The organism is Ideonella alba (assembly GCF_018069875.1).
GTDB lineage: Bacteria > Pseudomonadota > Gammaproteobacteria > Burkholderiales > Burkholderiaceae_C > Ideonella > Ideonella alba.
On record NZ_JAGQDF010000004.1, the window covers coordinates 292,363 to 317,705 of the forward strand.

24 protein-coding genes and 1 pseudogene are annotated in these 25,343 nt (G+C 66.8%); 16 read left to right on the forward strand and 9 right to left on the reverse strand.

Annotated elements, in window-relative coordinates:
• Nucleotides 1–2: 2 nt before the first annotated feature.
• Together glyA and KAK07_RS08790 are read left to right on the forward strand one after the other, a co-directional pair.
• Nucleotides 3–1,289 (forward strand): serine hydroxymethyltransferase, encoded by a 1,287-nt coding sequence (gene glyA / locus KAK07_RS08785; RefSeq protein ID WP_210852991.1) that lies wholly within the window; start codon nt 3–5, stop codon nt 1,287–1,289.
• Between the two features lie 303 nt (nt 1,290–1,592).
• Nucleotides 1,593–1,862: pseudogene (locus KAK07_RS08790) on the forward strand (integrase core domain-containing protein); the annotation flags it as partial.
• 11 nt (nt 1,863–1,873) lie between these two features.
• Here KAK07_RS08790 and KAK07_RS08795 read toward each other — a convergent pair.
• Both KAK07_RS08795 and KAK07_RS25720 read right to left on the reverse strand, forming a co-directional pair.
• Nucleotides 1,874–3,238: a protein kinase domain-containing protein gene (locus KAK07_RS08795; protein ID WP_210860279.1), complete on the reverse strand. Its 1,365-nt coding sequence runs from the start codon at nt 3,236–3,238 to the stop codon at nt 1,874–1,876.
• 249 nt (nt 3,239–3,487) lie between these two features.
• Nucleotides 3,488–3,985, reverse strand: coding sequence for an SEC-C domain-containing protein (locus tag KAK07_RS25720; protein ID WP_210860281.1), 498 nt, complete (start codon nt 3,983–3,985; stop codon nt 3,488–3,490).
• A gap of 310 nt (nt 3,986–4,295) precedes the next feature.
• Between KAK07_RS25720 and KAK07_RS08805 the strand changes: the two genes are divergently transcribed.
• Entirely contained in the window at nt 4,296–4,490 is a 195-nt protein-coding gene (locus KAK07_RS08805; protein ID WP_210860282.1) for a hypothetical protein, read from the forward strand.
• 767 nt (nt 4,491–5,257) lie between these two features.
• Here KAK07_RS08805 and KAK07_RS08810 read toward each other — a convergent pair.
• The gene (locus KAK07_RS08810; RefSeq protein WP_210860284.1) at nt 5,258–7,204 is read right to left on the reverse strand and encodes an SIR2 family protein; all 1,947 of its coding nucleotides are present in this window, start codon (nt 7,202–7,204) and stop codon (nt 5,258–5,260) included.
• Nucleotides 7,205–7,687: 483 nt separating this feature from the next.
• Between KAK07_RS08810 and KAK07_RS08815 the strand changes: the two genes are divergently transcribed.
• A complete protein-coding gene (locus KAK07_RS08815; protein ID WP_210860287.1) occupies nt 7,688–8,170 on the forward strand; it encodes a hypothetical protein in 483 nt (160 codons plus the stop codon).
• A gap of 138 nt (nt 8,171–8,308) precedes the next feature.
• The gene (locus KAK07_RS08820) at nt 8,309–8,803 is read left to right on the forward strand and encodes a hypothetical protein (protein WP_210860289.1); all 495 of its coding nucleotides are present in this window, start codon (nt 8,309–8,311) and stop codon (nt 8,801–8,803) included.
• Between the two features lie 71 nt (nt 8,804–8,874).
• Here KAK07_RS08820 and KAK07_RS08825 read toward each other — a convergent pair whose 3' ends face one another.
• Nucleotides 8,875–11,067: a malate synthase G gene (locus KAK07_RS08825; protein ID WP_210860291.1), complete on the reverse strand. Its 2,193-nt coding sequence runs from the start codon at nt 11,065–11,067 to the stop codon at nt 8,875–8,877.
• Nucleotides 11,068–11,105: 38 nt separating this feature from the next.
• Nucleotides 11,106–11,795: a haloacid dehalogenase type II gene (locus KAK07_RS08830; RefSeq protein ID WP_210860293.1), complete on the reverse strand. Its 690-nt coding sequence runs from the start codon at nt 11,793–11,795 to the stop codon at nt 11,106–11,108.
• Nucleotides 11,796–11,882: 87 nt separating this feature from the next.
• Between KAK07_RS08830 and KAK07_RS08835 the strand changes: the two genes are divergently transcribed.
• From KAK07_RS08835 to KAK07_RS08850, 4 genes are all read left to right on the forward strand, one after another.
• Nucleotides 11,883–12,788: a LysR family transcriptional regulator gene (locus KAK07_RS08835; RefSeq protein ID WP_210860295.1), complete on the forward strand. Its 906-nt coding sequence runs from the start codon at nt 11,883–11,885 to the stop codon at nt 12,786–12,788.
• 83 nt (nt 12,789–12,871) lie between these two features.
• Nucleotides 12,872–13,429 (forward strand): ECF-type sigma factor, encoded by a 558-nt coding sequence (locus KAK07_RS08840; RefSeq protein WP_210856407.1) that lies wholly within the window; start codon nt 12,872–12,874, stop codon nt 13,427–13,429.
• A gap of 127 nt (nt 13,430–13,556) precedes the next feature.
• The gene (locus KAK07_RS08845; RefSeq protein ID WP_210856406.1) at nt 13,557–13,988 is read left to right on the forward strand and encodes a hypothetical protein; all 432 of its coding nucleotides are present in this window, start codon (nt 13,557–13,559) and stop codon (nt 13,986–13,988) included.
• 87 nt (nt 13,989–14,075) lie between these two features.
• Nucleotides 14,076–14,519, forward strand: coding sequence for a DUF2214 family protein (locus KAK07_RS08850; protein ID WP_210856405.1), 444 nt, complete (start codon nt 14,076–14,078; stop codon nt 14,517–14,519).
• 227 nt (nt 14,520–14,746) lie between these two features.
• Here KAK07_RS08850 and KAK07_RS08855 read toward each other — a convergent pair whose 3' ends face one another.
• Both KAK07_RS08855 and KAK07_RS08860 read right to left on the reverse strand, forming a co-directional pair.
• Nucleotides 14,747–15,058, reverse strand: coding sequence for a PsiF family protein (locus KAK07_RS08855; RefSeq protein WP_210856404.1), 312 nt, complete (start codon nt 15,056–15,058; stop codon nt 14,747–14,749).
• A gap of 166 nt (nt 15,059–15,224) precedes the next feature.
• Nucleotides 15,225–16,601 carry a serine/threonine-protein kinase gene (locus KAK07_RS08860; RefSeq protein ID WP_310738674.1) on the reverse strand — a complete coding sequence of 459 codons (1,377 nt, stop codon included), beginning with the start codon at nt 16,599–16,601 and terminating at the stop codon, nt 15,225–15,227.
• A gap of 160 nt (nt 16,602–16,761) precedes the next feature.
• Between KAK07_RS08860 and argS the strand changes: the two genes are divergently transcribed.
• The 7 genes from argS (at nt 16,762) to KAK07_RS08895 (ending at nt 24,254) form a co-directional block, all read left to right on the forward strand.
• Nucleotides 16,762–18,462, forward strand: a complete 1,701-nt coding sequence (argS, locus tag KAK07_RS08865; protein WP_210856403.1) for an arginine--tRNA ligase — start codon at nt 16,762–16,764, stop codon at nt 18,460–18,462.
• The gene (locus KAK07_RS08870; protein ID WP_210856402.1) at nt 18,459–19,136 is read left to right on the forward strand and encodes an SPOR domain-containing protein; all 678 of its coding nucleotides are present in this window, start codon (nt 18,459–18,461) and stop codon (nt 19,134–19,136) included. Before argS ends, KAK07_RS08870 begins: the two co-directional genes overlap by 4 nt.
• A gap of 96 nt (nt 19,137–19,232) precedes the next feature.
• On the forward strand, nt 19,233–19,877 hold the full coding sequence (locus KAK07_RS08875) for a thiol:disulfide interchange protein DsbA/DsbL (RefSeq protein WP_310738673.1): 645 nt from the start codon (nt 19,233–19,235) through the stop codon (nt 19,875–19,877).
• A 181-nt stretch (nt 19,878–20,058) separates the two neighbouring features.
• Nucleotides 20,059–20,622: a lipopolysaccharide transport periplasmic protein LptA gene (lptA, locus tag KAK07_RS08880; RefSeq protein ID WP_210856401.1), complete on the forward strand. Its 564-nt coding sequence runs from the start codon at nt 20,059–20,061 to the stop codon at nt 20,620–20,622.
• Nucleotides 20,623–20,639: 17 nt separating this feature from the next.
• On the forward strand, nt 20,640–21,401 hold the full coding sequence (gene lptB / locus KAK07_RS08885; RefSeq protein WP_210856400.1) for an LPS export ABC transporter ATP-binding protein: 762 nt from the start codon (nt 20,640–20,642) through the stop codon (nt 21,399–21,401).
• Nucleotides 21,402–21,456: 55 nt separating this feature from the next.
• Nucleotides 21,457–22,971, forward strand: coding sequence for an RNA polymerase factor sigma-54 (locus KAK07_RS08890; RefSeq protein ID WP_210856399.1), 1,515 nt, complete (start codon nt 21,457–21,459; stop codon nt 22,969–22,971).
• Between the two features lie 59 nt (nt 22,972–23,030).
• A complete protein-coding gene (locus KAK07_RS08895) occupies nt 23,031–24,254 on the forward strand; it encodes a THUMP domain-containing class I SAM-dependent RNA methyltransferase (RefSeq protein WP_210856417.1) in 1,224 nt (407 codons plus the stop codon).
• Between the two features lie 3 nt (nt 24,255–24,257).
• Here KAK07_RS08895 and KAK07_RS08900 read toward each other — a convergent pair whose 3' ends face one another.
• Together KAK07_RS08900 and KAK07_RS08905 are read right to left on the reverse strand one after the other, a co-directional pair.
• The gene (locus KAK07_RS08900; RefSeq protein ID WP_210856398.1) at nt 24,258–24,569 is read right to left on the reverse strand and encodes a hypothetical protein; all 312 of its coding nucleotides are present in this window, start codon (nt 24,567–24,569) and stop codon (nt 24,258–24,260) included.
• A gap of 49 nt (nt 24,570–24,618) precedes the next feature.
• Nucleotides 24,619–25,275, reverse strand: coding sequence for a DsbA family oxidoreductase (locus KAK07_RS08905; protein WP_310738672.1), 657 nt, complete (start codon nt 25,273–25,275; stop codon nt 24,619–24,621).
• Nucleotides 25,276–25,343: the final 68 nt, after the last annotated feature.

Here is a 25,343-nt window from a genome sequence, read left to right on the forward strand (position 1 = left end):
CCATGCCGCCCGCCCTCCTGCCCGCCGGCTACTTCAGCGCCGGGGTCGAGCAGACCGATCCGCTGATCGCCCAGGCGATCGCCCGCGAGAAGGCCCGCACCCGGGATGTGATCGAGCTGATCGCCTCGGAGAACATCGTCAGCCGGGCGGTGCTGGAGGTGCAGGGCTCGATCCTGACCAACAAGACCGTCGAGGGCTATCCCGGCAAGCGCTACCACGCGGGCGGCGTGAACGTCGACGTCATCGAGCAGGCGGCCATCGACCGCGCCTGCCAGCTCTTCGGCTGTCGCTTCGCCAACGTGCAGCCGCATTCAGGCAGCCAGGCCAACCATGCGGTGCTGCATGCGGTGGCCCGGCCCGGCGAGACCATCCTGTCGATGAACCTGAATGCCGGCGGCCACCTCAGCCACGGCGCCGAGGCGAACGCCAGCAGCCAGTGGTTTCGCATCGTCAGCTACGGCGTGCGCGCCGAGGATGGCCTGATCGACTACGACGAGGTCATCGCGCTGGCGCGCCAGCACCGGCCGCGGCTGCTGATCGCCGGGGGCTCGGCCTACCCGCGGGCACTGGACTTCGCGGCCCTGCGGCGCGCCGCCGACGCCGGCGGCGCCAAGCTGCTGGTGGACATGGCGCACTTCGCGGGCCTGGTGGCCGGCGGCGCGCACGCCAGCCCCTTCCCCCACGCCGACATCGTCACGACCACCACCTACAAGTCGCTGCGCGGTCCGCGCGGGGCGATCATCCTGTGGAACGACGAGGCCCTGCGCAAGCCGATCAACAACGCGGTGTTCCCGGGCCTGCAGGGCACGCCCTCGCTGCACATCCTCGCCGGCAAGGCGGTGGCGCTGGGCGAGGCGCTGCAGCCCTCATTCGCCCACTACGCCCAGGCCGTACTGGCGAATGCGCGCGCGCTGGCGCGGCGGCTGCAGCAGCACGGCTTCGATCTGGTCGGCGGCGGCACCGACACGCCGCTGATGCTGGTGGACCTGCGCGCCCAGGGCCTGACCGGGGCACCCGCCGCCCAGAGCCTGGAGCGCGCCGGCATCATCGCCAACATGAATCCCATCCCCTCGGACGCAGCCGACCTGAAGGTGATGTCGGGGCTGCGCTTCGGCCTGTCGGGCGCGACCACGCGGGGCCTGGGGCAGGCGCAGGTGGAACAGATCGGTGACCTGATCGCCGAGGTGCTGGAGGGCCTGCGCACCCGTCCCGACGACCAGGCAGCAACCGAGTCGCGGGTGCGCGCCGCCGTGCGGGACATCGTGGCGCCGTTTCCGACCTACGGCTGAGCGGGCTGCGGCCCGGCCCGGCCCGTTGATCATGGTGCTGCTGTCGGTGCTGGTGAGCGGACCTGGAGCGCCAGGCCGAATCACGCGAGCTGGTGATGGTGGGCCTGGCGGTGCCCACGCGCGATGCAGCATTCAACCCCGACCGCGTGCCCGAGCCTCCTGCAGCCAGGTGCAGCCTGAAGCCTTCGCCCACGGCCTGAGCCGAGCGGCAAACTCACACCCGATCCTCCACCCGGACGTGCGCTAGAAGATGCCCACCACAGGTCAAACCGGCGGCCGGTGAAATCGATAACCATTGCGTGGCACCGACTGACCGAGCCCAAGCATCCGCAGACCAACGGCATGGTGGAGCGCTTCAACGGGCGACTGACGCAGGTTCTGAAGTCGCATCGCTTCAACAGCGCCCATGACCTGGGGACGACGCTTCACCGCTTCTCCTGGCTCTACAACGAGCACCTGCCACAGCGCGCGCTGGACCTGAACACGCCGAACCAAGCGCTCAAGAAATGGCAGGCGACGCATCCCGATCTATTCGCCAAGCGGGTGATCAAACACCCGGGACCTGACACATAAGCTGCAACCGCTCAAAGATCGTCATCGCCCTCATCGGAGGATTGCTTCTTTAGGCTTGCCAATGCGGAGCGGATAGCTGCCGCCCGCACGGAAGATTCTTCAAGTCCAGCGATGAAAGTATCTTGAAATTCGATGATCACATCGTGAACGTGCTGGGCTAGTTCCTCATCTACGACGCCTCGAATCATCTCTCGGCAGGTGTCCATGGCTGCAAAGCGGTTCTGGGACTCAGCGGCCAGAATCGCAATCCGAAGTGCCTCAGCTCTGTCCGCCGCTGAGACTTCCTCGCTGTCAAAGAAGGTCTGCATGTTGGATGCAATTGTCTCTGCGAAACTCCATCCATAGCTTCCGCCTTTGGCCATTTCTCGGTAGGCAGCCAGAAAGCGAGAGTGATCACTCTTCAGGGAGGTTTGGGCGAGCACAGTGAAAACTTCTGGCGCGATCTCCTTGCAAAGTTGATCTCTTTCCGCCCCTTCAAGCATGGCGAGCTCATTGATGAACGTACTTACTTCAGTCGCGCGGTACCTCCCAGAAGTCTTCAGGCGATCAACGATAGACCGTAGCGTCCGGACTGCCAAGGCGGAGCCAACAACACGATTTAGCAGTACGTCGTACGCTGAAGTCAAACTCTGGCGTAAAGAAGATAGGCTCTGGTATCTGCCGGGCTTGTGGGCCACGCAACAGCGTTCGATTACAACCATCAACGGCTTCGGTACATCGTCGGGTAGAAGATAGGTTGGGTCTCGGCCCGTAAGCAGAAAGTAGAAGGTCTTTCCAAGCATGAATACATCGCTTGATGCATCTGCGTTCTTGAAGCCGCCTGGCAAGCAAAACTCAGGAGGCAGATACCCTGGCGTTCCCCAGCCCATTGTGCTTCGCGTGAAGAGCGTTGACGAGTCAATCTCCGTGCTGAGGCCAAAGTCCGAAACAACGATCTCGTCACCATCTACAAGGAAATTCTGTGGCTTTATGTCTCGATGAAATACCTCCTCTGCATGTAGCTCGGCGATGCAGTCGATCATCGCGTCGAAAACACGTTCCTGCTCTTCGTAGTCGTCGCGAAGCTTGGGCACTATGCCCGTGAGATCTCCCTCTTCGTAGTGTTTCATTACGAAGTAGGGCGGTTCATGCTCCAAGTTGGAGTAGATAACCTGCATTACTCTGCTGTTTCCCTTGAAGTCCTTCATTAGGCGAACTTCGCGCCTGAATCGACGCAGTGATTCGTCTGACGTTTGTTTGCAGAACTTCAAGACGCGCTTGATCTTGCGATTCGAGTCGAGTCTCTGCACGAAGAGCAGTGAACCCATTCCACCTGCTTCGCTACAGGTCCCCAGGACCGTGTAGCGATCATCTATTACTTCACCGGCTTCGAACATCAGTTTTCACTCCATGGATCTATAGGTCCGTGGTCAGCGCAGACGAACGCAACGCACATGATTCGGCAGCCTCGACGCTGAGACAGTCTGTGACACGGTTTCAGATGCCTCACGTTCGAGTTAACCGACCCGCGGAGGCAAGCGCCGTAAGCGCGGGCTGAGATGATGCATCAAGTGCCTCAGGCCGGGCTTACGGCGCTTGCTGTAGCGGGTCGGGTTGAACGAGTGGTTTGGCATCTCTGCATTTACTCACGAAAGCATGCGTTCGACATCCGACCGATGGCACTTCCGGAACTTCTTACCGCTTCCGCACGGGCACCGTGTGTTGTGGTCCGCTGTGACAAGAATGACCCGCAACATGAGTTGGCTCTTCATCTGCCCAAGACGCTGAATTTCCACGGCGTCTTGGCCCTGGACGAGGGTCGGCTTCGAGGATACCGGGTACTTGACCTTGATCTGGCGCTCAAGCATCGTGACTTCGATGAGCTTAAAAACCTCCGGGCGGGACGAAAGAGCAATTTCTCTCACAGGTAGACGTGCGTTGTCATCCTCGAAATCGAAAGTCAAAGAGGGATCTGGGAGGAAAAGTAGCTTTCGCTCGGGATACTTGCTCGGCGTAACGCATAGAAACTCGTCGCCGTTGCGGACTACCGCGTGCCCTATGCAATTTAATAGTACGCCTTCCCAGACGGTCACATCCCATCCGAGGACCATGTCGCCTGGGCTATTTTGCAGGTACTCGCGCACGTTGAAAGTGCACTTGTTGATGCGGGCGCCTGGTAAAGGTTTTCTCTCCACAAACACGGGCTCCGTCCCAGGAACCAATCGTGCACATGCGTGCCGCAGTGTGGGCGTCAGTATGTCCGGTGTCTTGGTCGGTGATAGAGTGAACGGAGTCACTTGAGATGCCTAGCTTAGAGGTAACTGGCGCGCAGAGGCATGGCGCCCTGGCCGCGAAGCGCAACATAGACAACGAGCGGCTGGCGGCCTGGGTGCCATGCCGTAGCGCGTCCGGTTGACCGACATGTTAGGCGTCGCCTTCTGTCCTCGAAGACTTATGAGAAAGAAGGTTCTTGAGGGTCTGCACGACCCTTCCACTGTCGGGTGCAAGGGCGAGAACTTGAAGTTGCTGAGCCAAAGCTGGACGAACCGAATCGTCTACCTCAAGCAAGGCTACGACCAGTTGTTCGACCAGATCGTCCGTGTCTTGTCGGCGCTGGGCGGAGTGATGTGGCTGCTGCTGTTCAACTGAGCCAGACTCACTGGGGTCTGCGTCACTTGTAGCGCGCGCATCGGCTGTAGTTCCCGCCTCAAGATCGGCAAGAGTCTTCCGGATTGCGTCATGAAGGTGCTCTGGCAATTCATGGGCCCAGTCAAAAGCGCTTGGCCATGACGCCACCCAGTCTTTGAACCTTCTAGGACCGGGCCGATGAGGGTGGCGCGGTGCAAAAAGGATGGCACACGGATGGTCAATCAGTTCCGGCCAAATTTTGTCCCAGTCGCGTTGTCTCAAGTCCCATCGCATCACGGCAGAGTCGGGCCAATGTGGCTCGTCTGGAGAGTGATCGACCCAGTAGTGAACTTGGCGACCATCAACCTCTCGCCATCTGCACTCGTATCGGCGAGCCTGAGGAGGGACTTCGATCATTTGCTTGCTGCGCGATCCGGGAGTTTGCGACGCCTAACAGGGTGTTGAAAAACCGATTCATGACATCTGAAGCGATGCAGTGGAGCTATCAAGAGGCGTCTTCACTCTGCGCACTACCTGGGAACTACTGGTGGCCCAGGTCGTCGACGCTTGGTCTCGATAGGCAAACTTTATCGTGGCGCACCCTGCTGAACAGTATTTCAACAGCCTGCTAACGAAGAGTTAACCGGCGTGCGGAGGCGAGCGCCGCCTGGCCGCGGAGGGACAATAGCCGCCATGGACCGGAGCGGCCAAGCGGTGCTCGCCGTAGCACGTCCGGTTGAACGACCTGTTAGGCCGCACGTGCTAATGGTGCCGCGATGCTCTGCATCTTAGGACGCCCCTCGAAGTTTGAGATCTGGCAGTTGCCGGATAACTCGTAGTGCATCTTGATCTCGATCGCTGGCTAGGTCCGTCATATGGTCCAGCAGCGCGCGAAAACGTGTGGATCCCTTATCGACTCGGGAAAGCTCCGCAAAAATCATGTCATAGTCGGCGGACGTCCGTTGCATATGATGATTTCGAGTGAATCCGGCAACCTGATTCATTCGACCAAGTAGGCCACGATACGAGGAGGATATGCCCTGGGCATCTCGCTCGTCTACGTTTCCGGCGAGCAGCAAGACTAGGTACGACTCAAGATGTAGTCTGGTGGCCTCAAATGCAACGTCAAGCTCATTTATAAGAAATGCTGACCAGAACACGTCATTCTGATCAGCCGCCAGTAGCGACTCGTACAAGCTCAAGGCTAAATCGACATCGCCTTGTTCGTCAATGGTCAGGATCGACTCGTCCAAGACATTGATATCTCGCAGGTACAAGATCGCAGTCAGAGACTTTAGCCCAGCCGGTGTGGCGAACAAGCGAGCCCCCGTTGACATCAGTAGGCCCTTAACGACTCTGAGTAGTGTCGGGGCGAGCCTCTGGACGTTCTCTGAAAGTCTCTTGTATGCTCCGGAATCAATCTCGGCAGCGGAGATCATTAGCTCCGCGTGTATCACTCCAAGTAGCCACTCAGCTACAAGTGCCAACTGGTGCTGATCTGCCTTGCTACGGCTTACGGTCAAGTTCTCGAAATCGATAGATGCGTGATCGATATCAAGATGTCTCTCCTCTAGGGCGACCCGGGTCTCGTAGCCGCTTTGCCGGTGCAACGAGGCGACTCTGGCGAACTCCTCAATGTCAGCCAATTCTCCGGTTGGCATGGTCACTGAAACCACGCCACCAAGACCTGCCCTAAAAACCGCGTGAACTTGCCGAGTTCGATTGGCCTCCGTTGCTTCAAGCAACAGTGCTTCATCAAGTAGCAAATCCGTTAGGCCGAGTCTGTCATACAAGGCAAACATGAAGTCGCTCTTCTCCTGCTCAGAGATTCCGCTCCAAACAAGCTCAGGCGCTTCGCGGGCAGTCGCAGGTGATTCAACCGGAGAAGGCCCAATGTACGCGTCTAGAAGACGCGACCGAATCGCGTGTAGGAATTCATAGGTCGGGCCTCTTAGGACATGGAGATTTGATGTCGGAATGGATTGGCGAAAAAGATGGAACCCAAAATGAGTGGGCGGGGAGACGTCGTCAATTTGAAACTCGGCGGTGTGATCAATCCAATAGACGGAGAGGTTTGCCTTGGGCATTGCGCGGGCTCGCCTAAGGAATCTCCAGAGATCGCATGTGTCGAGACCACTGTAGCCGCAGACTAAAAGTGCGCCACAAGACATCCACAAGGAGCGAAGCGAGGATTCAATATAGGTGCCGTACCCGTGCCGAATGCCGTTCAGGGTGACGCCTAGTTGATCAACAGCCAGATCGGCACTGCCATGTAGCTTTAGCAGTGGGGGTAACCCAGTCCCGCCAATTGGAGTCTGGTTTGCTACGACGCGATAGATCGCGCTAGTGGTTGCGTTCTCAATTCCACAGTCCAGGTTTGTTGTAATAATCGGAACGAAATCTGACAACTCCGCGAGCAATCGATGCGATCTGTTCGCCTTTATGTCCGCAAGTGCGCGCAGCGGAGTCAACGCTCGATTGCCAAATACGTCAACGGCCACCTCAAGGACGGTCTCTAGCCGAGGACATGTAAGTCCATATTCGGACTGCTCCGCAAAACGCGCGCGCAACGATGCAGTGCTTGGGAGGAGCGAATCTAGGATGTGCCACGTGAAGCCGTTGGCCAGTGGAACGTTGGACGGGGAGTCGAGTGAAACGCCCGCACCTGCAAGAACGACGAGCGGAGATATGTGATCAAAGAGTCCCGAGCGATCGAGTATGTCAGAGGCTTTCACTACGGTCACCGGATGAAGTTGTGCGGCCTAACGCGTTCTCATAGGGCGCAACATCCTGCGATCGCTGATCGGTTCCGATTTATCAGGCAGCAGTCAATCATCGAACGACCGTTGTCGCGCATAACTTTTCCCTTGCTAACTGTATTTTTATACAGTTTAAATCTTACGAGAAAATCGGACGCCCGTTACGACTGATTGTGGCGGTGCTTAGAGGCTCCTGCCAAGGGGTGGCGATCCATGAATGACGCCTTCGTACCGGGGAGCCTGCCAAAAGACTGCGCGATCGTCCCCAATCGCATGGCTCTCTGTTGCCTTCTAAGCTCGACCGCCGCGCCAGACGGCTCCGCCCACGCGATAGCGCCATCGCCCCCAATGGCACCTGCAAATTTGGGGGCATGGTGGATCACCCCGCTGGACCCATGTCCGGATCCGCGCTCTCATCGCGTTCTCTGAGGTATCCACCCACTTCTTGAGGAGTCCGCCATGTCCCGCCGCACCCTGATCGCTGCCGCCCTGCTCGCCCTGGCCGCGCTGCCCACCGCCCAGGCCGCTATCCGCTGCACCGACTTCCTCGGCTTCCCGGACAACGCGCCGCTGCCGGAAAAGTTCAAGCTGGCCAAGTTCAAGTTCCAGGACCGCAGCGGCGGCTGGGCGCCGTTCGTGAACGTGTTCAGCGACATCATCGGCCAGCCGGTGCACGGCATGCAGTTTGACCCGCGCGGTCTGCGCATCACGCTGCCCGGTCCGTCGCTGACCGTGGAACTGCGCATCGGCGCGTTTGCCGGCGCGGGTGTGCCGATCGAGGCGCTGGACGCCGCGGGCGGCGTGCAAGACGTGTTGATCCTGCCCAGCGACAACATCATGCACACGGCGACGCTGACCGCCGTGTCCGCGCCGATCACGATGGTGCAGGTCAAGGGCGGCGCCAACGAGGGCGTGGTCAACGGCGTCTGCGCCATGCGCTGAGCCCGGCTGCCCCCCCGCCAAGGCGCCCTGCGGGGCGCCCTTGTCTTTTCCGGCTGTGGCGCTGGCCGCCACGTGTCCGGATCGGCGCGCGGATCGCGTTCTCTGAGGTATCCAACACCCACGCATGAGGAGATGCCGATGATCCGCCCCGCCCTGCTCGCCGCCACGCTGCTGGCCCTGTCCACGCTGGCGCCTGCCCAGGCCGCCACCCGCTGCGCCAACGTGGACGCCGTCGACGCTGGCACCGTGATGCCCGACAAGTTCAGGATCAAGGGCTTTCGCTTCAAGGACCGCAGCGGCGGCGTCGCCCCGACGGTGCGCGACCTCACGGCCGCCAACGGCCAGGTGCTGCACGGCTTCAGCTTCGACCCGCGCAGCCTGGTGATCACGATGCCCGAGTCACACGTGGCCGGCATGCGGGTGCGGATGCGCCTGCTGCTGTCGCCCACCGAGGTGGTGCGGGTGCGGGCCCTGAATGACGCTGGCCAGACACTCACCAGCGAGTTGGTCCACAACGAGGTCGTCTACGACGTGATTCTGGTGCCGCCAGCCACCGAACGCATCGCCAGCGTGGTGCTGGACGGAGGCGAGGGCCAGGGCGTGCTGGGCTCGACCTGCTCGGTCGCACCCTGAGGTCCAGACCTGCCGCCCAAACACAACGGCGCCCCGCGGGGCGCCGTTGTCGTGTCAGGTGCGGGCCGTGATCAGGCGCCGGCCTTCACCTTCAGGCGCCAGGCATGCAGCAGCGGCTCGGTGTAGCCGCTGGGCTGGGCCACGCCCTTGAAGACCAGGTCGCAGGCGGCCTGGTAGGCGGCGCCCTTGGCGTTCTTGGCCATCGGCGTGTAGGCGGTGTCGCCGGCGTTCTGCTTGTCCACCACCTTGGCCATGCGCTTGAGCGTGGCCTTGACCTGGTCCTTGGTGACCACGCCGTGCAGCAGCCAGTTGGCCATGTGCTGGCTGGAGATGCGCAGCGTGGCGCGGTCTTCCATCAGGCCCACGTTGTGGATGTCGGGCACCTTGGAGCAGCCCACACCCTGGTCGACCCAGCGCACCACGTAGCCCAGGATGCCCTGGGCGTTGTTGTCCAGCTCCTGCTGCTTCTCCTCGTCGGACCACTTGGCCTTCTTCACCACGGGGATGGTCAGCAGGCCGGTGAGGATCTCCTCGCGCACCGCATCGACATCGGTCTTTTCCAGTTCCTTCTGCACCTTGAACACGTCCACCTGGTGGTAGTGCAGCGCATGCAGCGTGGCGGCGGTGGGGCTGGGCACCCAGGCGGTGTTGGCACCGGCGCGCGGGTGTCCGATCTTCTGCTGCAGCATCGCGGCCATCAGGTCGGGCATGGCCCACATGCCCTTGCCGATCTGGGCCTTGCCGCGCAGGCCGCACTCCAGGCCCACCAGCACGTTGGAACGCTCATAGGCCTGGATCCAGGCGCTGGTCTTCATGTCGCCCTTGCGCATCATCGGGCCGGCGCGCATGGCGGTGTGCATCTCGTCGCCGGTGCGGTCCAGGAAGCCGGTGTTGATGAAGGCCACGCGGTCGGCCGCCGCGGCAATGCAGGCCTTGAGGTTGACGCTGGTGCGGCGCTCCTCGTCCATGATGCCCAGCTTGACGGTGGCCTTGGGCAGGCCCAGCAGCTGCTCCACGCGGGTGAACAGCTCGCAGGCAAAGGCCACTTCCGCCGGGCCGTGCATCTTGGGCTTGACGATGTAGACCGAGCCCTTGCGGCTGTTCTTGATGCCGGCGGTGGCGTTGCCCTTCAGGTCATGCAGCGCGATGGTCGTGGTGATGACCGCGTCCATGATGCCCTCGGGGATCTCCTTGGCGCCTTCGCCCCACAGGATGGCCGGGTTGGTCATCAGGTGACCGACATTGCGCACGAACAGCAGGCTGCGGCCGTGCAGGGCCACGTCCTCGCCGCGCGGGCCGGTGTACAGGCGATCGGGGTTCAGGCCGCGGGTGAAGGTCTTGCCACCCTTGCTGACCTCTTCGGTCAGCGTGCCCTTGAGGATGCCCAGCCAGTTGCCGTAGGCCAGCACCTTGTCCTGGGCGTCGACCACGGCGACCGAGTCTTCCAGGTCCAGGATGGTCGACAGCGCCGACTCGAGCACCAGGTCGCAGACCCCGGCCGCGTCGCTGGCGCCGATGGTGGTGCTGCGGTCGATGCGCAGGTCCATGTGCAGGCCGTGGTGGCTCAGCAGCACGGCGCTGGGCTCGCCCATCTCGCCCTGGAAGCCGACGAACTGGGCCGGGTTCTTCAGGCCGACGGTGCTGCCGTTCTTCAGCGTCACGGCCAGCTGGTTGTCGACCACGCGGTAGGCGGTGGAATCGAGGTGCGAGCCCTTCTTCAGCGGCACGCAGCGGTCCAGCACGTGGCGGGCGTATTCGATGACCTTGGCGCCGCGCACCGGGTTGTAGCCGGGGCCCTTGGTGGCGCCGTCGGTCTCGGGCAATGCATCAGTGCCGTACAGCGCGTCGTACAGGCTGCCCCAGCGGGCATTGGCGGCGTTCAGCGCATAGCGGGCGTTGGTGATGGGCACCACCAGCTGCGGGCCGGCCTGCAGGGCCAGTTCGGCGTCGACGTTCTTGGTGGTGGCCTTCACCTTGCCCGGCACCGGCACCAGGTAGCCGATCTTCTCCAGGAAGGCGCGGTACTTGCCCATGTTCTTGATCGGGCCGGGGTGCTTGGTGTGCCAGGCGTCCAGCTCGGCCTGCAGGCGGTCGCGCTCGGCCAGCAGCGCAGCGTTCTTGGGCGCCAGGTCGGCGACGATCTGGTCGAAGCCCTTCCAGAAGGCGGCGGCGTCGACGCCGGTGCCGGGGAGCACCTGCTCCTCGATGAAGCGGTGCAGCTCGGTGGCCACTTGCAGGCCGTGGACGGTGGTGCGTGCGGTCATGTCAAACCTCAGGGAAGGAACACAAGGAAGAGAAGGAATCAATCGGGAAAGAAGGCCAGCACGTCGCGCAGGCTGGTGCCGGTGCGGTGCGGGGTGGTGCCCAGGCGCTCCAGCGGCGCGCCGCTGCGGTTGACCCACAGCGTGTTGAAGCCGAACCAGGTGGCGCCGACCGCGTCCCAGCCGTTGCTGGAGACGAACAGCACCTCGCGCGCGGGCAGGCCCAGCGCGTCCACGCCCACCTGGTAGGCGGCGGGGTCGGTCTTGTAGCGGCGCGTGGGGTGCACGCTCAGCACGTGGTCCAGCAGGCCGCCCAGGCCGGCGCCCTTGACCGTGACGGCCAGCATCTCGGGGTCGCCATTGCTGAGGATGGCGGTGGGGATCCCGCGGTCCTTCAGGGCCTGCAGCACGCCGTGGTTCTCGGGGAAGACCGACAGGTGGCGGTAGGCGTTGAGCAGGCGCAGCTCGGCCTCGGGCGAGAGCGCCAGGCCCAGCTTCTCGGCCGAGAACAGCAGCGCCTCGCGGGTGATCTCCCAGAACGGGCGGTAGTGCTGCGGGCCGCTCATCGATACCAGGCGGGTGTATTCGATCTGCTTGTCGCGCCACAGCTGGGCCAGCGCGTCGCCGCGGCCGGGAAACAGCTGGCCGGCCTCCAGGCCCACGCTGTAGACATCGAACAGCGTGCCGTAGGCGTCGAACAGCACGGCGCGGGGCGGGGGCCTCTTTTCCATGCTCGCAATTTATTCGATACTTGGCCAGCGATTAATACCCTGGAACGTCATGGATTCATGACTTGAACGCAAAAGTCAGCCCCGCCCATGCCCCGCCTCAAGCAGATCGAAACCTTCGTCGCCGTGGCCACCAAGGGCAGCCTGACCGCCGCCGCGCTGGCCGAGGGCGTGGCCCCGGCGGTGATCGGCCGGCGCATGGACGCGCTGGAAGAGCGGCTGGGCGTGAAGCTGCTGCTGCGCACCACGCGGCGTGTCACGCTCACCCACGAGGGCAGCGCCTTTCTGGAAGACTGCCAGCGCCTGGTGGCCGACTTCAACAACGCCGAGGCCAGCGTGTCGGCGGGTGGCGTGAAAGCCAGTGGTCACTTACGGGTGACAGCGCCGGCCGGTTTCGGGCGCCGCCACGTGGCGCCGCTGGTGCCTTCCTTCCTGGCCCAGCACCCGGAGGTGAGCCTGTCGCTGAACCTGTCGGACCGGGTGGTGGACATCGTCAACGAGGGCTTCGACTGCGCGGTGCGGGTGGGCGACCTGCCCGATTCCAGCCTGGTGGGCGTGCGCCTGGCCGACAACCGCCGGCTGTGCGTGGCCACGCCCGAGTACCTGCGCCGCGCCGGCACGCCGCAGCACCCGTCCGAGCTGGGCCGACACCAGTGCCTGACGCTCAGCTCCGACGCCAGCCAGACGCGCGGCTGGGCCTTCCTGGTCGACGGCGCGGTCACCCACCTGCGCCCCGGCGGGCGGCTGGACTGCAGCGACGGCCAAGTGCTGCACGCCTGGTGCCTGCAGGGCCTGGGCATCGCCTGGCGCAGCACCTGGGAGGTCCAGGCGGACATCGCCGCCGGTCGCCTGATCAGCGTGCTGGACGATTACGCGGCGCCGCCCAACGGCATCTACGCGGTGTTCGCCAGCGCCCGCCACCTGCCGCTGCGGGTGCGGCTGTGGATCGACTTCATCAAGCACAGCTACGGCGACCCGGGCTACTGGAGCCGCTGAGCCGGCGGCCTGTCCCGTGTTCACGGGAATGGACAGCGGGGCCGGTCCGGCGTTCAATGCGCGGTCGCTTGCTCGGAAATCGCATGACCGAATCCACACCGAACGCAGCGCCGAACAACGGGCCTGAGGGGGCCCGCGGCGTCGACGAGCTGTTCGAGACCGCCTACCAGGACCTGCGCCGCATGGCGCGGGCGCGGCTGCACGGCGCCGGGCCGTCGCGGATGCTCGACACCACCGCGCTGGTGCACGAGTCCTACCTGCGCCTGGCCGGCAAGGACGCCGGCTTCCCGGACCGCGCCCGCTTCATGGCCTATGCGGGGCGGGTGATGCGCTCGGTGATCATCGACCTGGTGCGCGAGCGCCAGGCCGAGCGCCGCGGCGGCGACCTGGCGCAGGTCACGCTGTCCACCCAGCTGGGCGAGAACCTGCCCGCGGCCAGTGGCGAGGAGCAGATCCTGCGCGTCAACGAGGCGCTGGATGAACTGGCCAAGCTCGATCCGCGCATGGCCCGGGTGGTCGAGATGCGCTACTTCGGCGGCCTGACCGAGCCCGAGATCGCCGCGGCGCTGGATGTCAACGAGCGCACCGTGCGCCGCGACTGGCAGCAGGCCCGGCTGTTCCTGGCTGACGCGCTGCGCTGAAAGAGGGTGACCCCCTGAAGCTGGGGGGGTGTGAAGTGTCCGGAACGGCGGCCATCAGGCCGTCTTCTGAAGTGTCGGGAGTCGATTGTTTGCGACACCGCACCTACCCCACTTCAGGAGCTTCACCATGACCGTTTCGCGCAGCCTCACCGCCCGTTTCATCGCCGCCGCCCTGGCCCTGGGCATTGCCGGCCCCAGCCTGGCCGGCGTCTGCCAGGACATCACCTTCACCTTCAAGAACGACCACTACACGGGCGACGAGATCAAGGTCAAGAAGGTCAAGTACCGCGACACCACCGCCGCCACCAACAACACCGAGGACGTGATCGACATCACCTGCCAGTTCGGCAATACCTGCAGCACGCTGGGCGATGACCTGGGCTCGGTGGTCGAGGGCCGGCTGGGCCATGACCTGAGCAACGTGCAGTTCTACTACTCCTACCGCGAGGCCGACGGCCAGTGGAGCCTGCCGCAGTGGAGCAAGAAGTTCAAGCCGACCGACAAGGAATGCACCAACGGCCGCAACTACGGCACCTCGGCCTGGGCGATCACCGGCTGAGCGGCCGCCCCGGTTTCCGTTGGACTCGCTTCACCGCCCGCGGCCCCGCACCGCCGGGCGGTTTTTCGTTGTGGCGACAATCGCCGCATGCTGACCGAGGCCCTGATCGCCTATGTCCACCTGGCCGCGGTGCTGGCCCTGGTGGTGTTCTCCACCAGCCAGGCGGCGCTGCTGCGCGCTGAATGGCTCAATGCCGCCGTGCTGCAGCGGCTGTTGGTGGTGGACCGCATCTACCTGGGCTGCCTGGCCGCGCTGCTGCTCAGCGGCCTGCTGCGCATGACGCTGGGCGTCAAGGGCCTGGCCTGGTACGGCGCCCAGCCGCTGCTGTGGGCCAAGCTGCTGGGCCTGGCCCTGCTGGCCTGGGCCGCCGTGGCCCCGCACCGCGCCTACGCCCGCTGGGCCGCTGCCCCCGCCCTGCCCAGCGCCGACGAGGTGGCCCGTGTGCGCCGCCAGGTGATGCGCGCCTCGCACGCGATGCTGCTGATCCCGCTGCTCGCCGTGCTGCTGGCCCGCGGCCTGCTCACCACCTGACCCCCAGACACAACAAAGCCCGGCCAGAGACCGGGCTTCGATAGATCCAGGCAGGACCCCAATCCAGGTCCATGCGCGGATCCGGCTTTGCCGGTCCGCTGCATGAGCCCCCTTGGGGGGCCGAGACCGGACGTCAGTGGTCCTGAGGACCACTGGCGCCTGTCGAGGGGCCGGACCGCTGGTCCGGCGCGGCCTGCCAGGCGCGACCGGCAGGGAGCGTGGGGGCCTTACTTACCCAGGCAGTCCTTCATGAAGGCCTTGCGCTCATCGCCCTTGAGCGCCTTGGTCTTGGCGTCGGCGTTGCAGGTCTTCATCTTCTCTTGCTGGGCGGTGTGCTTGTCCTTGCGGGCCTTCAGGCACTCGGACAGGAAGGCCTTGCGCTCGTCGCCCTTCTTGTCGCCGGCCTGCTGATGGCATTCGCTCATCTTGTTGCGCTGGGCGGTCTGGGCAGCCGACGGGCCGGACGCGGGCGCGGCGCTCTGGGCAGCGGCGGTGAAGGCACAGGCGGCCAGCGCGATGGCGGTGAACAGATGCTTCATGGGGTCCTTCCTAGCAAGGTGTGCAGATGCGTGGTGGGTGAACCGGTCCCCGGTCACACTGGCCGGGGTACCTGGGTTCACAACGCAGGTTGCGCTTCCTCGGTGGACAACACAAGCCCCCGACGGGGGGATGCGTTGAATGCGACGCCCGGGTGTCGGCGCCCGGCTACAGGATGCGGCGCGGATGCGCCATCGCTTCGTGGGCGGCGTGCAGCCGGCGCACCAGCACCTTGATGAAGGCGCCGTCGAAGCGGTGGCGGGTCTCGGTGCTGAGCTCGGCCAGCGCATCGGGGGTGAACGAGATCGTCGTGCAGGGCTCGCTGACGATCACGTCGGCGGCGTGGCGACGCAGCTCGGGGCTGGGCGCCAGGTAGGCCATCTCGCCCACCGAGGTGCCGGCACCCAGGCGCGCCACGCGCTGGCCTTCACGGAAAACCTCGACCTCGCCCTGGGCGATGATGTGGAACTGCCGCCCCTGCTGGCCGCGCTTGTAGATGCGGTGGCCGTAGTGGAAGCGCTGCCAGCGCGCACGCCGCACCACCTCCCACAGCTGCACGTCGCCGAAGTCGGTGAAGAACTCCAGCCCGCGCAGCAGGTTGAAGCGCTCCGAGTCCATCACCTGCTGCAACCGGCCGCGCGGCACCTGGTGGTTGACGATCAGCGCCGAGAGCTGCTGCGCGAAGAGCTGCCAGTTGGCCGGCCGGTCCTCGCGCGACTTGGCCAGCGCGCCGCAGATCACCTGCGACAGCTCCTCGCCCACGCCGGCGCGGCAGCCGGTCAGCGGCTCGGGCGGCACATGGCAGATCAGGTTCAGCAGCGCGCCCTGCGACTCGGCCTCGAAGGGCGGCCGGCCCGCCACCAGGTGGTAGAGCACCGCGCCCAGCGAATAGATGTCGGCGCGGCAGTCCAGCGTGGCGCCATCGAGCTGCTCGGGCGACATGTAGGCCAGCGAGCCCACGCGGTGCACCTGGGTGCGGTCGCTGGTCAGGTTCAGTGCGCTGCCGAAATCGGTGAGCTTGATGTCGGTCAGCTCGCCGGCTTCCTCGACGGTCAGGATGTTGGCCGGCTTGACGTCGCGGTGGATCACGCCCTGGCGCCACACGTAGTCCAGCGCCATCGCGCACTTGAAGCCGATTTCCACCACCTGCTCCAGCGGCAGCAGGCGGTCGGGCGCGCAGTGGCCGCGCAGCGTGTCGCCGGCCACGTACTCCATCACCAGGTAGGCGCGACCGTCGGGCTCCTCCACGGCATCGTAGAGCTGCACCACGTTCGGATGGTTCAGGCGGCCGACCAGCGCGGCCTCGGCGGCAAAGAAGTGGGCCGCGAAATGCTGCTCGGCGGCGCTGCGGCCAGCCAGGGCCAGGGTGCGCTTGATCGCCACCTCGCGCTGGTGGAACTCGTCCCAGGCCAGGAAGACCTCGCTGGTGGCGCCCTCGCCCAGCTTCTTGATCACCTTGTACTTGCCGATCATCCGCAGCGCACCCTCCCGGGCCTGCGGCACGGTGGATTCCAGATGGCGGGACAGATCAGAAAGGTCGGACACGGCGGCGGCAGGGCAGGCGGCAAGGCGGGCGCAGCCCGCCCCCGGTCCCGGGGTACGAACGGCGCTCCCATGGTGCCCGGGCCGCGCGGCGGCAAAGCGGCGAACAGCCGGGCGCCGACCCGCCAGATCGGGCGGGGCCCCCAACCGTAGAATCGGGCCCATGATCCAAGCCAAGGCAGAGCTCCAGGCCGCGCTGGCCGCCGCCGTCGCGCAGCTGGCCCCCGACGCCGCCCTCACCCCCGTCTTCGAATCCCCCAAGCAGGCCGCCCACGGCGACCTAGCGATCACCGCCGCCATGCAGCTGGCCAAGCCGCTGAAGGCCAACCCGCGGGCGCTGGCCGAGCAGCTGATCGCCGCGCTGAAGGCCCAGCCCGCGTTCGAGCGCTGGGTGGCGGCGCTGGAGATCGCCGGCCCGGGCTTCATCAACCTGCGCCTGAAGGACAGCGCCAAGCAGGCCGTCGTCGCCGAGGTGCTGGCCGCCGGCAGCGCCTTCGGCCGCCAGCCAGCCAACGGCCGCAAGCTGATGGTCGAGTTCGTCTCGGCCAACCCCACCGGGCCGCTGCACGTGGGCCACGCCCGCCAGGGCGCGCTGGGCGACAGCCTGTGCCACCTCTTCGAGACCCAGGGCTGGGACGTCACCCGCGAGTTCTACTACAACGACGCCGGCGTGCAGATCGCCACGCTGGCCACCTCCACCCAGTGCCGCATCCAGGGCCTCAAGCCCGGTGACGACGGCTGGCCCGAGAGCGCCTACAACGGCGACTACATCGCCGACATCGCCGCCGACTTCCTGGCCAAGAAGACGGTGACGGCCGACGACCGCGCCTTCACCGCCTCGGGCGACCCGGCTGATCTGGACGGCATCCGCCAGTTCGCCGTGGCCTACCTGCGCCACGAGCAGGACCTGGACCTGCAGGCCTTCGGCGTGCAGTTCGACAGCTACTTCCTGGAAAGCAGCCTCTACACCAGCGGCCGCGTCGAGCAGACGGTGCAGCGCCTGGTGGACGCCGGCAAGACCTACGAGAAGGACGGCGCGCTGTGGCTGCGCAGCACCGACGACGGTGACGACAAGGACCGCGTGATGCGCAAGTCCGACGGCTCGTTCACCTACTTCGTGCCCGACGTGGCCTACCACGTGACCAAGTGGGAGCGCGGCTTCAGCAAGGTCATCAACTGCCAGGGCACCGACCACCACGGCACCATCGCCCGGGTGCGCGCCGGCCTGCAGGGCGTGGGCGCGGGCATTCCCCAGGGCTACCCGGACTACGTGCTCAACACCATGGTGCGGGTGGTGCGCGACGGCGCCGAGGTGAAGATCAGCAAGCGCGCCGGCAGCTACGTCACGCTGCGCGACCTGATCGACTGGACCAGCAAGGACGCGGTGCGCTTCTTCCTGATCAGCCGCAAGGCCGACACCGAGTTCACGTTCGATGTGGACCTGGCCCTGAAGCAGAACGACGAGAACCCGGTCTTCTACGTGCAGTACGCGCACGCGCGCATCTGCTCGGTGCTGGCCCAGGCCGCCGACAAGGGCCTGACGCCCGAGGGCGCCGACCCGTCGCTGCTCACCGCCCCCACCGAGCTGGCGCTGATGCTCAAGCTGGCCGACTACCCCGGCATGCTCACCAGCGCCGCGCGCGACCTGGCCCCGCACGACGTGGCCTTCTACCTGCGCGACCTGGCTGCCGCCTTCCACAGCTACTACGCCGCCGAGCGCTTCCTGGTGGACGACGCGGCCCTGGCCCGCGCCCGCTTAGGCCTGCTGGCCGCCACCCGCCAGGTGCTGCGCAATGCGCTGGCGCTGCTGGGCGTGGGCGCCCCTGACCAAATGTCGCGCGACGCCGCGCCGGAGACCGCATGAACCGCACCCCCCCGGCCGGCGCCCAGCGCGGCGGCACCTTCGTCGGCATCATCATCGGCCTGCTGATCGGCCTGGGTCTGGCGCTGCTGGTGGCGCTGTACATCGCCAAGGTGCCGGTGCCCTTCGTCGAGAAGGTGCCGCACCGCACGCCCGAGCAGGACGCCGCCGAAATCGAGCGCAACCGCAACTGGGACCCGAACGCGCCGCTGGCCGGCAAGCAGGCCGGCAAGCCGGTGAACGACGCGGCGGCCCCGGCGGCCAGCGCCCCGGCCACGGCGCCGGCCGCGCCGGCCGTGGTGCCTGACAAGCGCGCTGCCGCGTCGGCGCCCAGCCCGACCGCCCCCGCGGCCGAGCCGGCCAAGCCGGGCCGCGACCCGGCCGCCATCCTCTCCGGCCAGAGCCCCGCGGGCACCGACGCGGCGTCCAAGGACCCGTTCGTCTACTTCGTGCAGGCCGGCGCCTATTCCAACGCCGACGATGCCGAACAGCAGCGCGCCCGCCTGGCCATGCAGGGCATGACCGCCAAGGTCACCGAGCGTGAGCAGGGCGGCCGCACCGTGCACCGCGTGCGCCTGGGCCCCTACGACACCCGCGCCGAGGCCGAGGCCCTGCAGGACCGCCTGAAGGCCGGCGGCGCAGAAGCCGTGCTGGTGCGCCTGGAGCGTCCGCACTGAGGCCGCCGGCGGGCACCGATTGAACTTCCGGTCATCGCCACGGTCGCACCAGGCGTTGACACCTCACTTTCCTTGGCAGCACACAGGACGAACGACATGCTGAACCGGCGCGAATTCACGGGGGCCCTGGTGGCCGTTGGCGGTGTGGCCACCACCAGCCTGGCCCAGGCCCAGGGCGGCCCGGTCGAGGGCACCCACTACATGCGCCTGGCCAGCCCGGTGCCGGTGTCGGTGCCCGGCAAGGTGGAGGTGCTGGAATTCTTCATGTACAGCTGCCCGCACTGCTTCCAGTTCGACCCGGCGCTGGAAGCCTGGGTCAAGAAGCAGCCCGCCGACGTGGCCTTCCGCCGCGTGCCGGTGGCCTTCCGCCCCAACCTGGAGATCCACCAGCGCCTGTACTACGCGCTGGAGGCGCTGGGCCAGCTGGAAGCGCTGCACACCAAGGCCTTCAACAGCATCCACGTCGAGCACAAGATGCTGCTCAAGGACGAGGACGTGGCCGCCTGGGGCGCCGCCAACGGTCTGGACGGCGCCAAGCTGCTGGACACCATGAAGTCCTTCTCGGTGGCCGGCAAGGTGCGCGCCGCCAAGCAGACCATGGAGGCCTACCGCGTCGACGGCGTGCCGATGCTGGCCATCCAGGGCCGCTGGACCACCTCGGGCTCGACCGCCGGCACCCACGAGAAGGCGCTGGCCGTGGCCGACTACCTGGTCGCGCAAGCCCGGAAGACCAAGACCTGACCCCCTGGGCTGGCCGCTGCGCGGCGTCACCCCTCCGCCGGGGCCCGGTGCACGCCGTGCGACGCCCGCGCTGAGCCCCAGGCTGGCGCACTGACCCCGCTGGGGCTGTCTTTTTCGTGCCAACGGGCTGGCGCTCGGGTGCCGGGGCCGTAGAATGGTCTGCAATTTCCGTGCCGCAGCCATGTCCCGCCGCCCTCCCCTCTGTCTGATCGCCGCGCTGGCGCTGCTGGCCTGCGTGCCGGCCCGGGCCGAGCGGGCCGACCGGACCAAGCCGCTGGTGGTGGAGAGCGACGGCAAGAAGGCCGCCTCGGTGGACCTGAGCAAGCGCACCACCACCGTCGTCGGTAACGTGGTGATCACCCAGGGCACGCTGCAGATCAAGGCCGACAAGGTGGACGTGCGCGAAGACGCGCCCGGCCGCTTCAGCGCCACCGCGCTGGGCAGCGCCGCCCAGCCCGCCACCTTCCGCCAGAAGCGCGACCGGGTGGACGAGGTCATCGAGGCCCAGGCGCTGCGCATCGAGTACGACGGCGGCGCCGACCGCATCCGCCTGGTCGGTGAGGCCCGCATGCGCATCCTGCGCGCCGGCCAGCCGGCCGACGAGGCCACCGCGGCCGTGATCGTCTACGACCAGCCGGCCGACACGCTCACCTTCGAGGGCGGCAGCCCCGGCAGCACCGCGGCGTCCAGCCGCCCGCGCCTGGTGTTCGTGCCACGCGCCGACAACCCCGAGGCCCCGCGTTGACCACGGTCGCTCCGGTCATGGCGGCCGCCGCTGCCAGCGTCAGCCGTCTGGAGGCCACCGGCCTGCGCAAGGCCTACGGCGCGCGGGTGGTGGTCAAGGACGTGCACCTGTCGGTGGGCGCCGGCGAGGTGATCGGCCTGCTCGGCCCCAACGGCGCCGGCAAGACCACCACCTTCTACATGGTGGTCGGCCTGCTGCGCTGCGATGCCGGCGAGATCCACATCGACGGCGAGCCGGTGCACCGCAAGCCGATCCACCAGCGCTCGCGCATGGGCCTGTCCTACCTGCCGCAGGAGGCCTCGATCTTCCGCAAGCTGACGGTGGACGAGAACATCCGCGCGGTGCTGGAGCTGCAGTACGGCGCCGACGGCAAGCCGCTGTCGGACAGCGAGATCCAGTCGCGCCTGGACGGCCTGCTGAACGACCTGAGCCTGACCAGCCTGCGCGACTCGCCGGCCCCGGCGCTGTCGGGCGGCGAGCGCCGCCGCGTGGAGATCGCCCGCGCGCTGGCCACGCAGCCGCGCTTCATCCTGCTGGACGAGCCCTTTGCCGGGGTCGATCCGATCGCGGTGATCGAGATCCAGCGCATCATCCAGTTCCTCAAGGCCCGTGGCATCGGCGTGCTGATCACCGACCACAACGTCCGCGAGACCCTGGGCATCTGCGACCGCGCCTACATCATCAGCGCCGGCACCGTGCTGGCCGAGGGCACGCCCGCCCACATCGTCGAGAACCCGGACGTGCGCCGGGTCTACCTTGGCGAGCACTTCAGAATGTGACCATGACGGCCCTGCTGTATTCCCTGCCCGTCATCCCGGCTGAGCGGCGAGCGCGATGAAACCGACCCTGCAGGTCCGCCTCTCGCAGCACCTGGCGCTGACGCCCCAGCTGCAGCAGTCGATCCGCCTGCTGCAGCTGTCCACGCTGGAGCTGCACCAGGAGGTCGAGCAGATGCTCGACCAGAACCCCTTCCTCGAAACCGAGGACGAAGGGCCCGGCTTCGAATTCACCTCGGTGGACCGCGCCAGCAGCACCAGCCAGCGCGAAGAGGCCGACAGCGCCGGCGCCTCGGTGGGTGAAGGCGGCGACGAGTCCGCCGGGGTGGACAGCGCCGACTTCGGCACCACCGAGCGCGACGACTGGGAAAACGGCACCGAGCGCGACGACTTCGACGGCATCCGCGAAACCCCCGGCACCGGCAGCGGCCAGGGCAACGACGACGACTTCGAGCCGCAGGAGCGCAGCGTCAGCGGCCCCACGCTGCAGGAGCACCTGCGCCAGCAGCTGCTGGGCATGCGCCTGTCGCCGCAGGACGCCGCCGCAGTGCATGTGCTGATCGAGTCGCTCGACGAGGACGGCTACCTGGATGGCACGCTGGAGGACATCGCCGAGCGCGTGGCCGACAGCCTGGGCCTGGGTGACCTGGACGACCGCGACGAGCTGCTGGACCAGCTGCGCTGCGGCCTGGCCTGGCTGCAGAGCATGGAGCCCGCCGGCGTGGGCGCTGCCAACCTGGGCGACTGCCTGTGCCTGCAGCTGCGCCACCGCCCCGCGGGCCCGGCGCGCGACTGCGCGATGGCCATCGCCCGCAGCCACCTCGAGCTGCTCGCCCGGCGCGACCTGAAGAAGCTGGCCAGCGCCACCGGCGCCGACGAGCCCACCGTCAAGGCCGCGCAGGCGCTGATCGTGGCCTGCGAGCCCAAGCCCGGCCGGCCCTTCTCGCCGGCCGAGAGCCTGATCGTGGTGCCCGATGTGATCGTCGTGAAGAGCGGCCGCAACTGGAAGGTCACGCTCAACCCCGACGTGATGCCCAAGCTGCGCGTCAGCGAGCTCTACGCCCAGGCCATCCGCGGCCAGCGCGGCGGCGGCAACCTGTCGGCGCGGCTGCAGGAAGCACGCTGGTTCATCCGCAACATCCAGCAGCGCTTCGACACCATCCAGCGCGTCAGCCAGGCCATCGTCGAGCGCCAGAAGGCCTTCTTCACGCACGGCGAGATCGCGATGAAGCCGCTGGTGCTGCGCGAGATCGCCGACGAGCTGGGCCTGCACGAATCCACCATCTCCCGCGTGACCACCGCCAAGTACATGGCCACGCCCTTTGGCACCTTCGAGCTGAAGTACTTCTTCGGCTCCAGCCTGAACACCGACGCCGGTGGCAACGCCAGCTCCACCGCGGTGCGGGCGCTGATCAAGCAGTTCGTCGCCGCCGAGGACATCAAGAAGCCGCTGTCCGACAGCCAGATCGCCGACATGCTGGAAGAGCAGGGCATCCAGGTGGCGCGCCGCACCGTGGCCAAGTACCGTGAAGCCTTGAAGATTGCGCCGGCCAACCTGCGCAAAGCCATGTGAACACCCCCCGCCGCGTCACCCGCAGCGACGCGCCGGCCGCCGCCCTCGGCCCCGGCGTGATGTTCCTGCCCTGCGCCGCCGGGGTGGAGCCGCTGCTGGCCGATGAATGCGCGCGTTTGCTGCCCGAGGGCACGAATGTGGAGGCCAGCCGCGGCGGCGTCTTCGTCGATGGCACGCCTGAGGACGCGCTGCGCCTGAACCTGGGCAGCCGCCTGGCCCAGCGCGTGCTGTGGCAGGTGGCCGGCGGCGTCTACCGCGACGAGCGTGATCTGTACGACCTGGCCCGCCAGGTCGACTGGACCCGCTGGATCACCCCCGCGCAGACGCTGCGCGTGGACACCAGCGCCTGGCGCAGCCCGCTGCACAGCCTGAACTTCGCCGGCCTGAAGATCAAGGACGCGGTGTGTGACGCGCTGCGCGACGCCACCGGCGAGCGCCCCAGCGTCGACACCCGCTTCCCCGACCTGTCGCTGGTGCTGCACCTGGGCCCCGAGCATGCGCAGCTGAGCGTGGACCTGTCCGGCGAAGCCCTGTTCAAGCGCGGCTGGCGCGAGGCCAAGGGCGAAGCCCCGCTCAAGGAGACGCTGGCCGCCGCCATGCTGGCCGCCGCCGGCTGGCAAGGCCGCGAACAGGACGGCCCGCTGCTCGACCCCTGCTGCGGCGCCGGCACCATCGCCATCGAGGCCGCGCAGATCGCCTGCGGCATCGCCCCCGGCGGGCAGCGCCGCTTCGCGTTCGAGAAGCTGCTGCCCTTCAAGCCGCTGCTGGGCACCTGGGGCCAGATGAAGCGCGCCGCCGAGGCCGCCGTCCACGCGCCCGCGGTGAAGATCTACGCCGGCGACGTGAGCTTTCGCATGACCGACTTCGCCACCCGCAACGCCGAGCGCGCCGGGGTGGCCCACGCCATCGAGTTCAAGACCGCCGACGCGCTGCAGCGCCCCGCCCCCGCCGAGGCCGGCACCATCGTGATGAACCCCCCCTATGGCGAGCGCATTGCGCCCAAGGGCAGCGGCCAGGGCACCGGCGGCGTGCGCGGCGAGGTGATGGGCGAGCGCTTCGAAGGCGCCGCCGACGCCGGCGAGTTCTACGCCCGCCTGGCCGCCCACTGGAAGAAGGCCTACACCGGCTGGACCGCCTGGGTCCTCACCCCCGAGGCCAAGACCCCCAGCCTGATGCGCCTGAAGGAAAGCCGCCGCGTGCCGATGTGGAACGGTCCGATCGAGTGCCGGATGTTCCGGTTTGATCTGGTGGCGGGGTCGATGCGCAAGGATGCGGCAGGTTGAAGCTCAGCGCTTGACCACCGGCCTGCCCGTGAGTGTGGCCAGATAGCGCGAGACGCGGTCGTGCTGAGCCGTCATGCGCTCGGCCATGCCCTTTTGCGGCGTGGCCAGCAGGCGGTCCATCGACGCCGAGGTGATCGTGGCCACCGCCACCGGCGGCACCACGCTGCGGTCGACGTAGACCTCGTACTCGTAGCCGCCAATGGTGGCGATGTGGTCCACGGTCGCGGTGCGTGCTGCGACGGCTTCGCTCAGGGCCCGACGGGCCAGATCCGACGGTTCCTGGGCGCACACGGCGGCGGACAGGGACCAGGCCATCACGGCGCTCAACCATCGTGTCACGAGGTGCCGCCTGTCTGTGCCGGCTTCAGGCCGCGGCCGCCCCGGCCGCCTGCCGCAGCGCCTGCGCAAACACTTCGGGCGGCTGCCCGCCGCTGACCAGGTACTGGCGGTTGATCACCACCGCGGGCACCGAGTGGATGCCGGCCTGCTGCCACAGCGCCTGCTCCTGGCGCACCTCGGCGGCGTAGCGCTGCGGATCGTCGATCACTGCGGCGGCCTCGGCGGCGTCCAGCCCGGCCTCGGCCGCGGCGGCGCGCAGCACCGCCGGGTCGGCCGGGTTCAGGCCGTCGCGGTGGTAGGCCAGCAGCAGCGCCTGCTTCAGCGCCTTCTGTTCGGTCTCACCCACGGTGCCGGCCCAGTGCAGCAGGCGGTGGCCGTCGAAGGTGTTCCAGATGCGGGTGCGGTTGGCGGTGCGCATCGGAAAGCCCAGCGCTTCGGCGCGCTGCTGGATCATCTGCGCGGCGCCGGCCAGTTCCTCGCGGCTGCGGCCGTACTTGCGTGACAGGTGCCCGGCGATCTCCTCGCCCTCGGGCGGCATCTGCGGGTTCAGCTCGAAGGGCTGGAAGCGCAGCGATACCGGGCCGATCTCGGGGCCTACCTGGGCCAGCGCCTGCTCCAGCGAGGCCAGGCCGATCGCGCACCAGGGGCACACGATGTCGGAGACGAACTCGATCTGCATCATGGCCCTAGTCTAGGTCCATGGCGCGCTCACTTATGATCGACGGCACATCGACCTGACAAACAACAGGG

Coding starts and splice junctions, on each gene's coding strand:
- glyA (WP_210852991.1), top strand. CDS start 3: ATGCCGCCCGCCCTCCTGCCCGCCGGCTACTTCAGCGCCGGGGTCGAG.
- KAK07_RS08795 (WP_210860279.1), bottom strand. CDS start 3,238: ATGTTCGAAGCCGGTGAAGTAATAGATGATCGCTACACGGTCCTGGGG.
- KAK07_RS08805 (WP_210860282.1), top strand. CDS start 4,296: ATGAGAAAGAAGGTTCTTGAGGGTCTGCACGACCCTTCCACTGTCGGG.
- KAK07_RS08815 (WP_210860287.1), top strand. CDS start 7,688: ATGTCCCGCCGCACCCTGATCGCTGCCGCCCTGCTCGCCCTGGCCGCG.
- KAK07_RS08820 (WP_210860289.1), top strand. CDS start 8,309: ATGATCCGCCCCGCCCTGCTCGCCGCCACGCTGCTGGCCCTGTCCACG.
- KAK07_RS08825 (WP_210860291.1), bottom strand. CDS start 11,067: ATGACCGCACGCACCACCGTCCACGGCCTGCAAGTGGCCACCGAGCTG.
- KAK07_RS08830 (WP_210860293.1), bottom strand. CDS start 11,795: ATGGAAAAGAGGCCCCCGCCCCGCGCCGTGCTGTTCGACGCCTACGGC.
- KAK07_RS08835 (WP_210860295.1), top strand. CDS start 11,883: ATGCCCCGCCTCAAGCAGATCGAAACCTTCGTCGCCGTGGCCACCAAG.
- KAK07_RS08840 (WP_210856407.1), top strand. CDS start 12,872: ATGACCGAATCCACACCGAACGCAGCGCCGAACAACGGGCCTGAGGGG.
- KAK07_RS08845 (WP_210856406.1), top strand. CDS start 13,557: ATGACCGTTTCGCGCAGCCTCACCGCCCGTTTCATCGCCGCCGCCCTG.
- KAK07_RS08850 (WP_210856405.1), top strand. CDS start 14,076: ATGCTGACCGAGGCCCTGATCGCCTATGTCCACCTGGCCGCGGTGCTG.
- KAK07_RS08855 (WP_210856404.1), bottom strand. CDS start 15,058: ATGAAGCATCTGTTCACCGCCATCGCGCTGGCCGCCTGTGCCTTCACC.
- argS (WP_210856403.1), top strand. CDS start 16,762: ATGATCCAAGCCAAGGCAGAGCTCCAGGCCGCGCTGGCCGCCGCCGTC.
- KAK07_RS08870 (WP_210856402.1), top strand. CDS start 18,459: ATGAACCGCACCCCCCCGGCCGGCGCCCAGCGCGGCGGCACCTTCGTC.
- KAK07_RS08875 (WP_310738673.1), top strand. CDS start 19,233: ATGCTGAACCGGCGCGAATTCACGGGGGCCCTGGTGGCCGTTGGCGGT.
- lptA (WP_210856401.1), top strand. CDS start 20,059: ATGTCCCGCCGCCCTCCCCTCTGTCTGATCGCCGCGCTGGCGCTGCTG.
- lptB (WP_210856400.1), top strand. CDS start 20,640: ATGGCGGCCGCCGCTGCCAGCGTCAGCCGTCTGGAGGCCACCGGCCTG.
- KAK07_RS08890 (WP_210856399.1), top strand. CDS start 21,457: ATGAAACCGACCCTGCAGGTCCGCCTCTCGCAGCACCTGGCGCTGACG.
- KAK07_RS08895 (WP_210856417.1), top strand. CDS start 23,031: ATGTTCCTGCCCTGCGCCGCCGGGGTGGAGCCGCTGCTGGCCGATGAA.
- KAK07_RS08900 (WP_210856398.1), bottom strand. CDS start 24,569: ATGGCCTGGTCCCTGTCCGCCGCCGTGTGCGCCCAGGAACCGTCGGAT.
- KAK07_RS08905 (WP_310738672.1), bottom strand. CDS start 25,275: ATGATGCAGATCGAGTTCGTCTCCGACATCGTGTGCCCCTGGTGCGCG.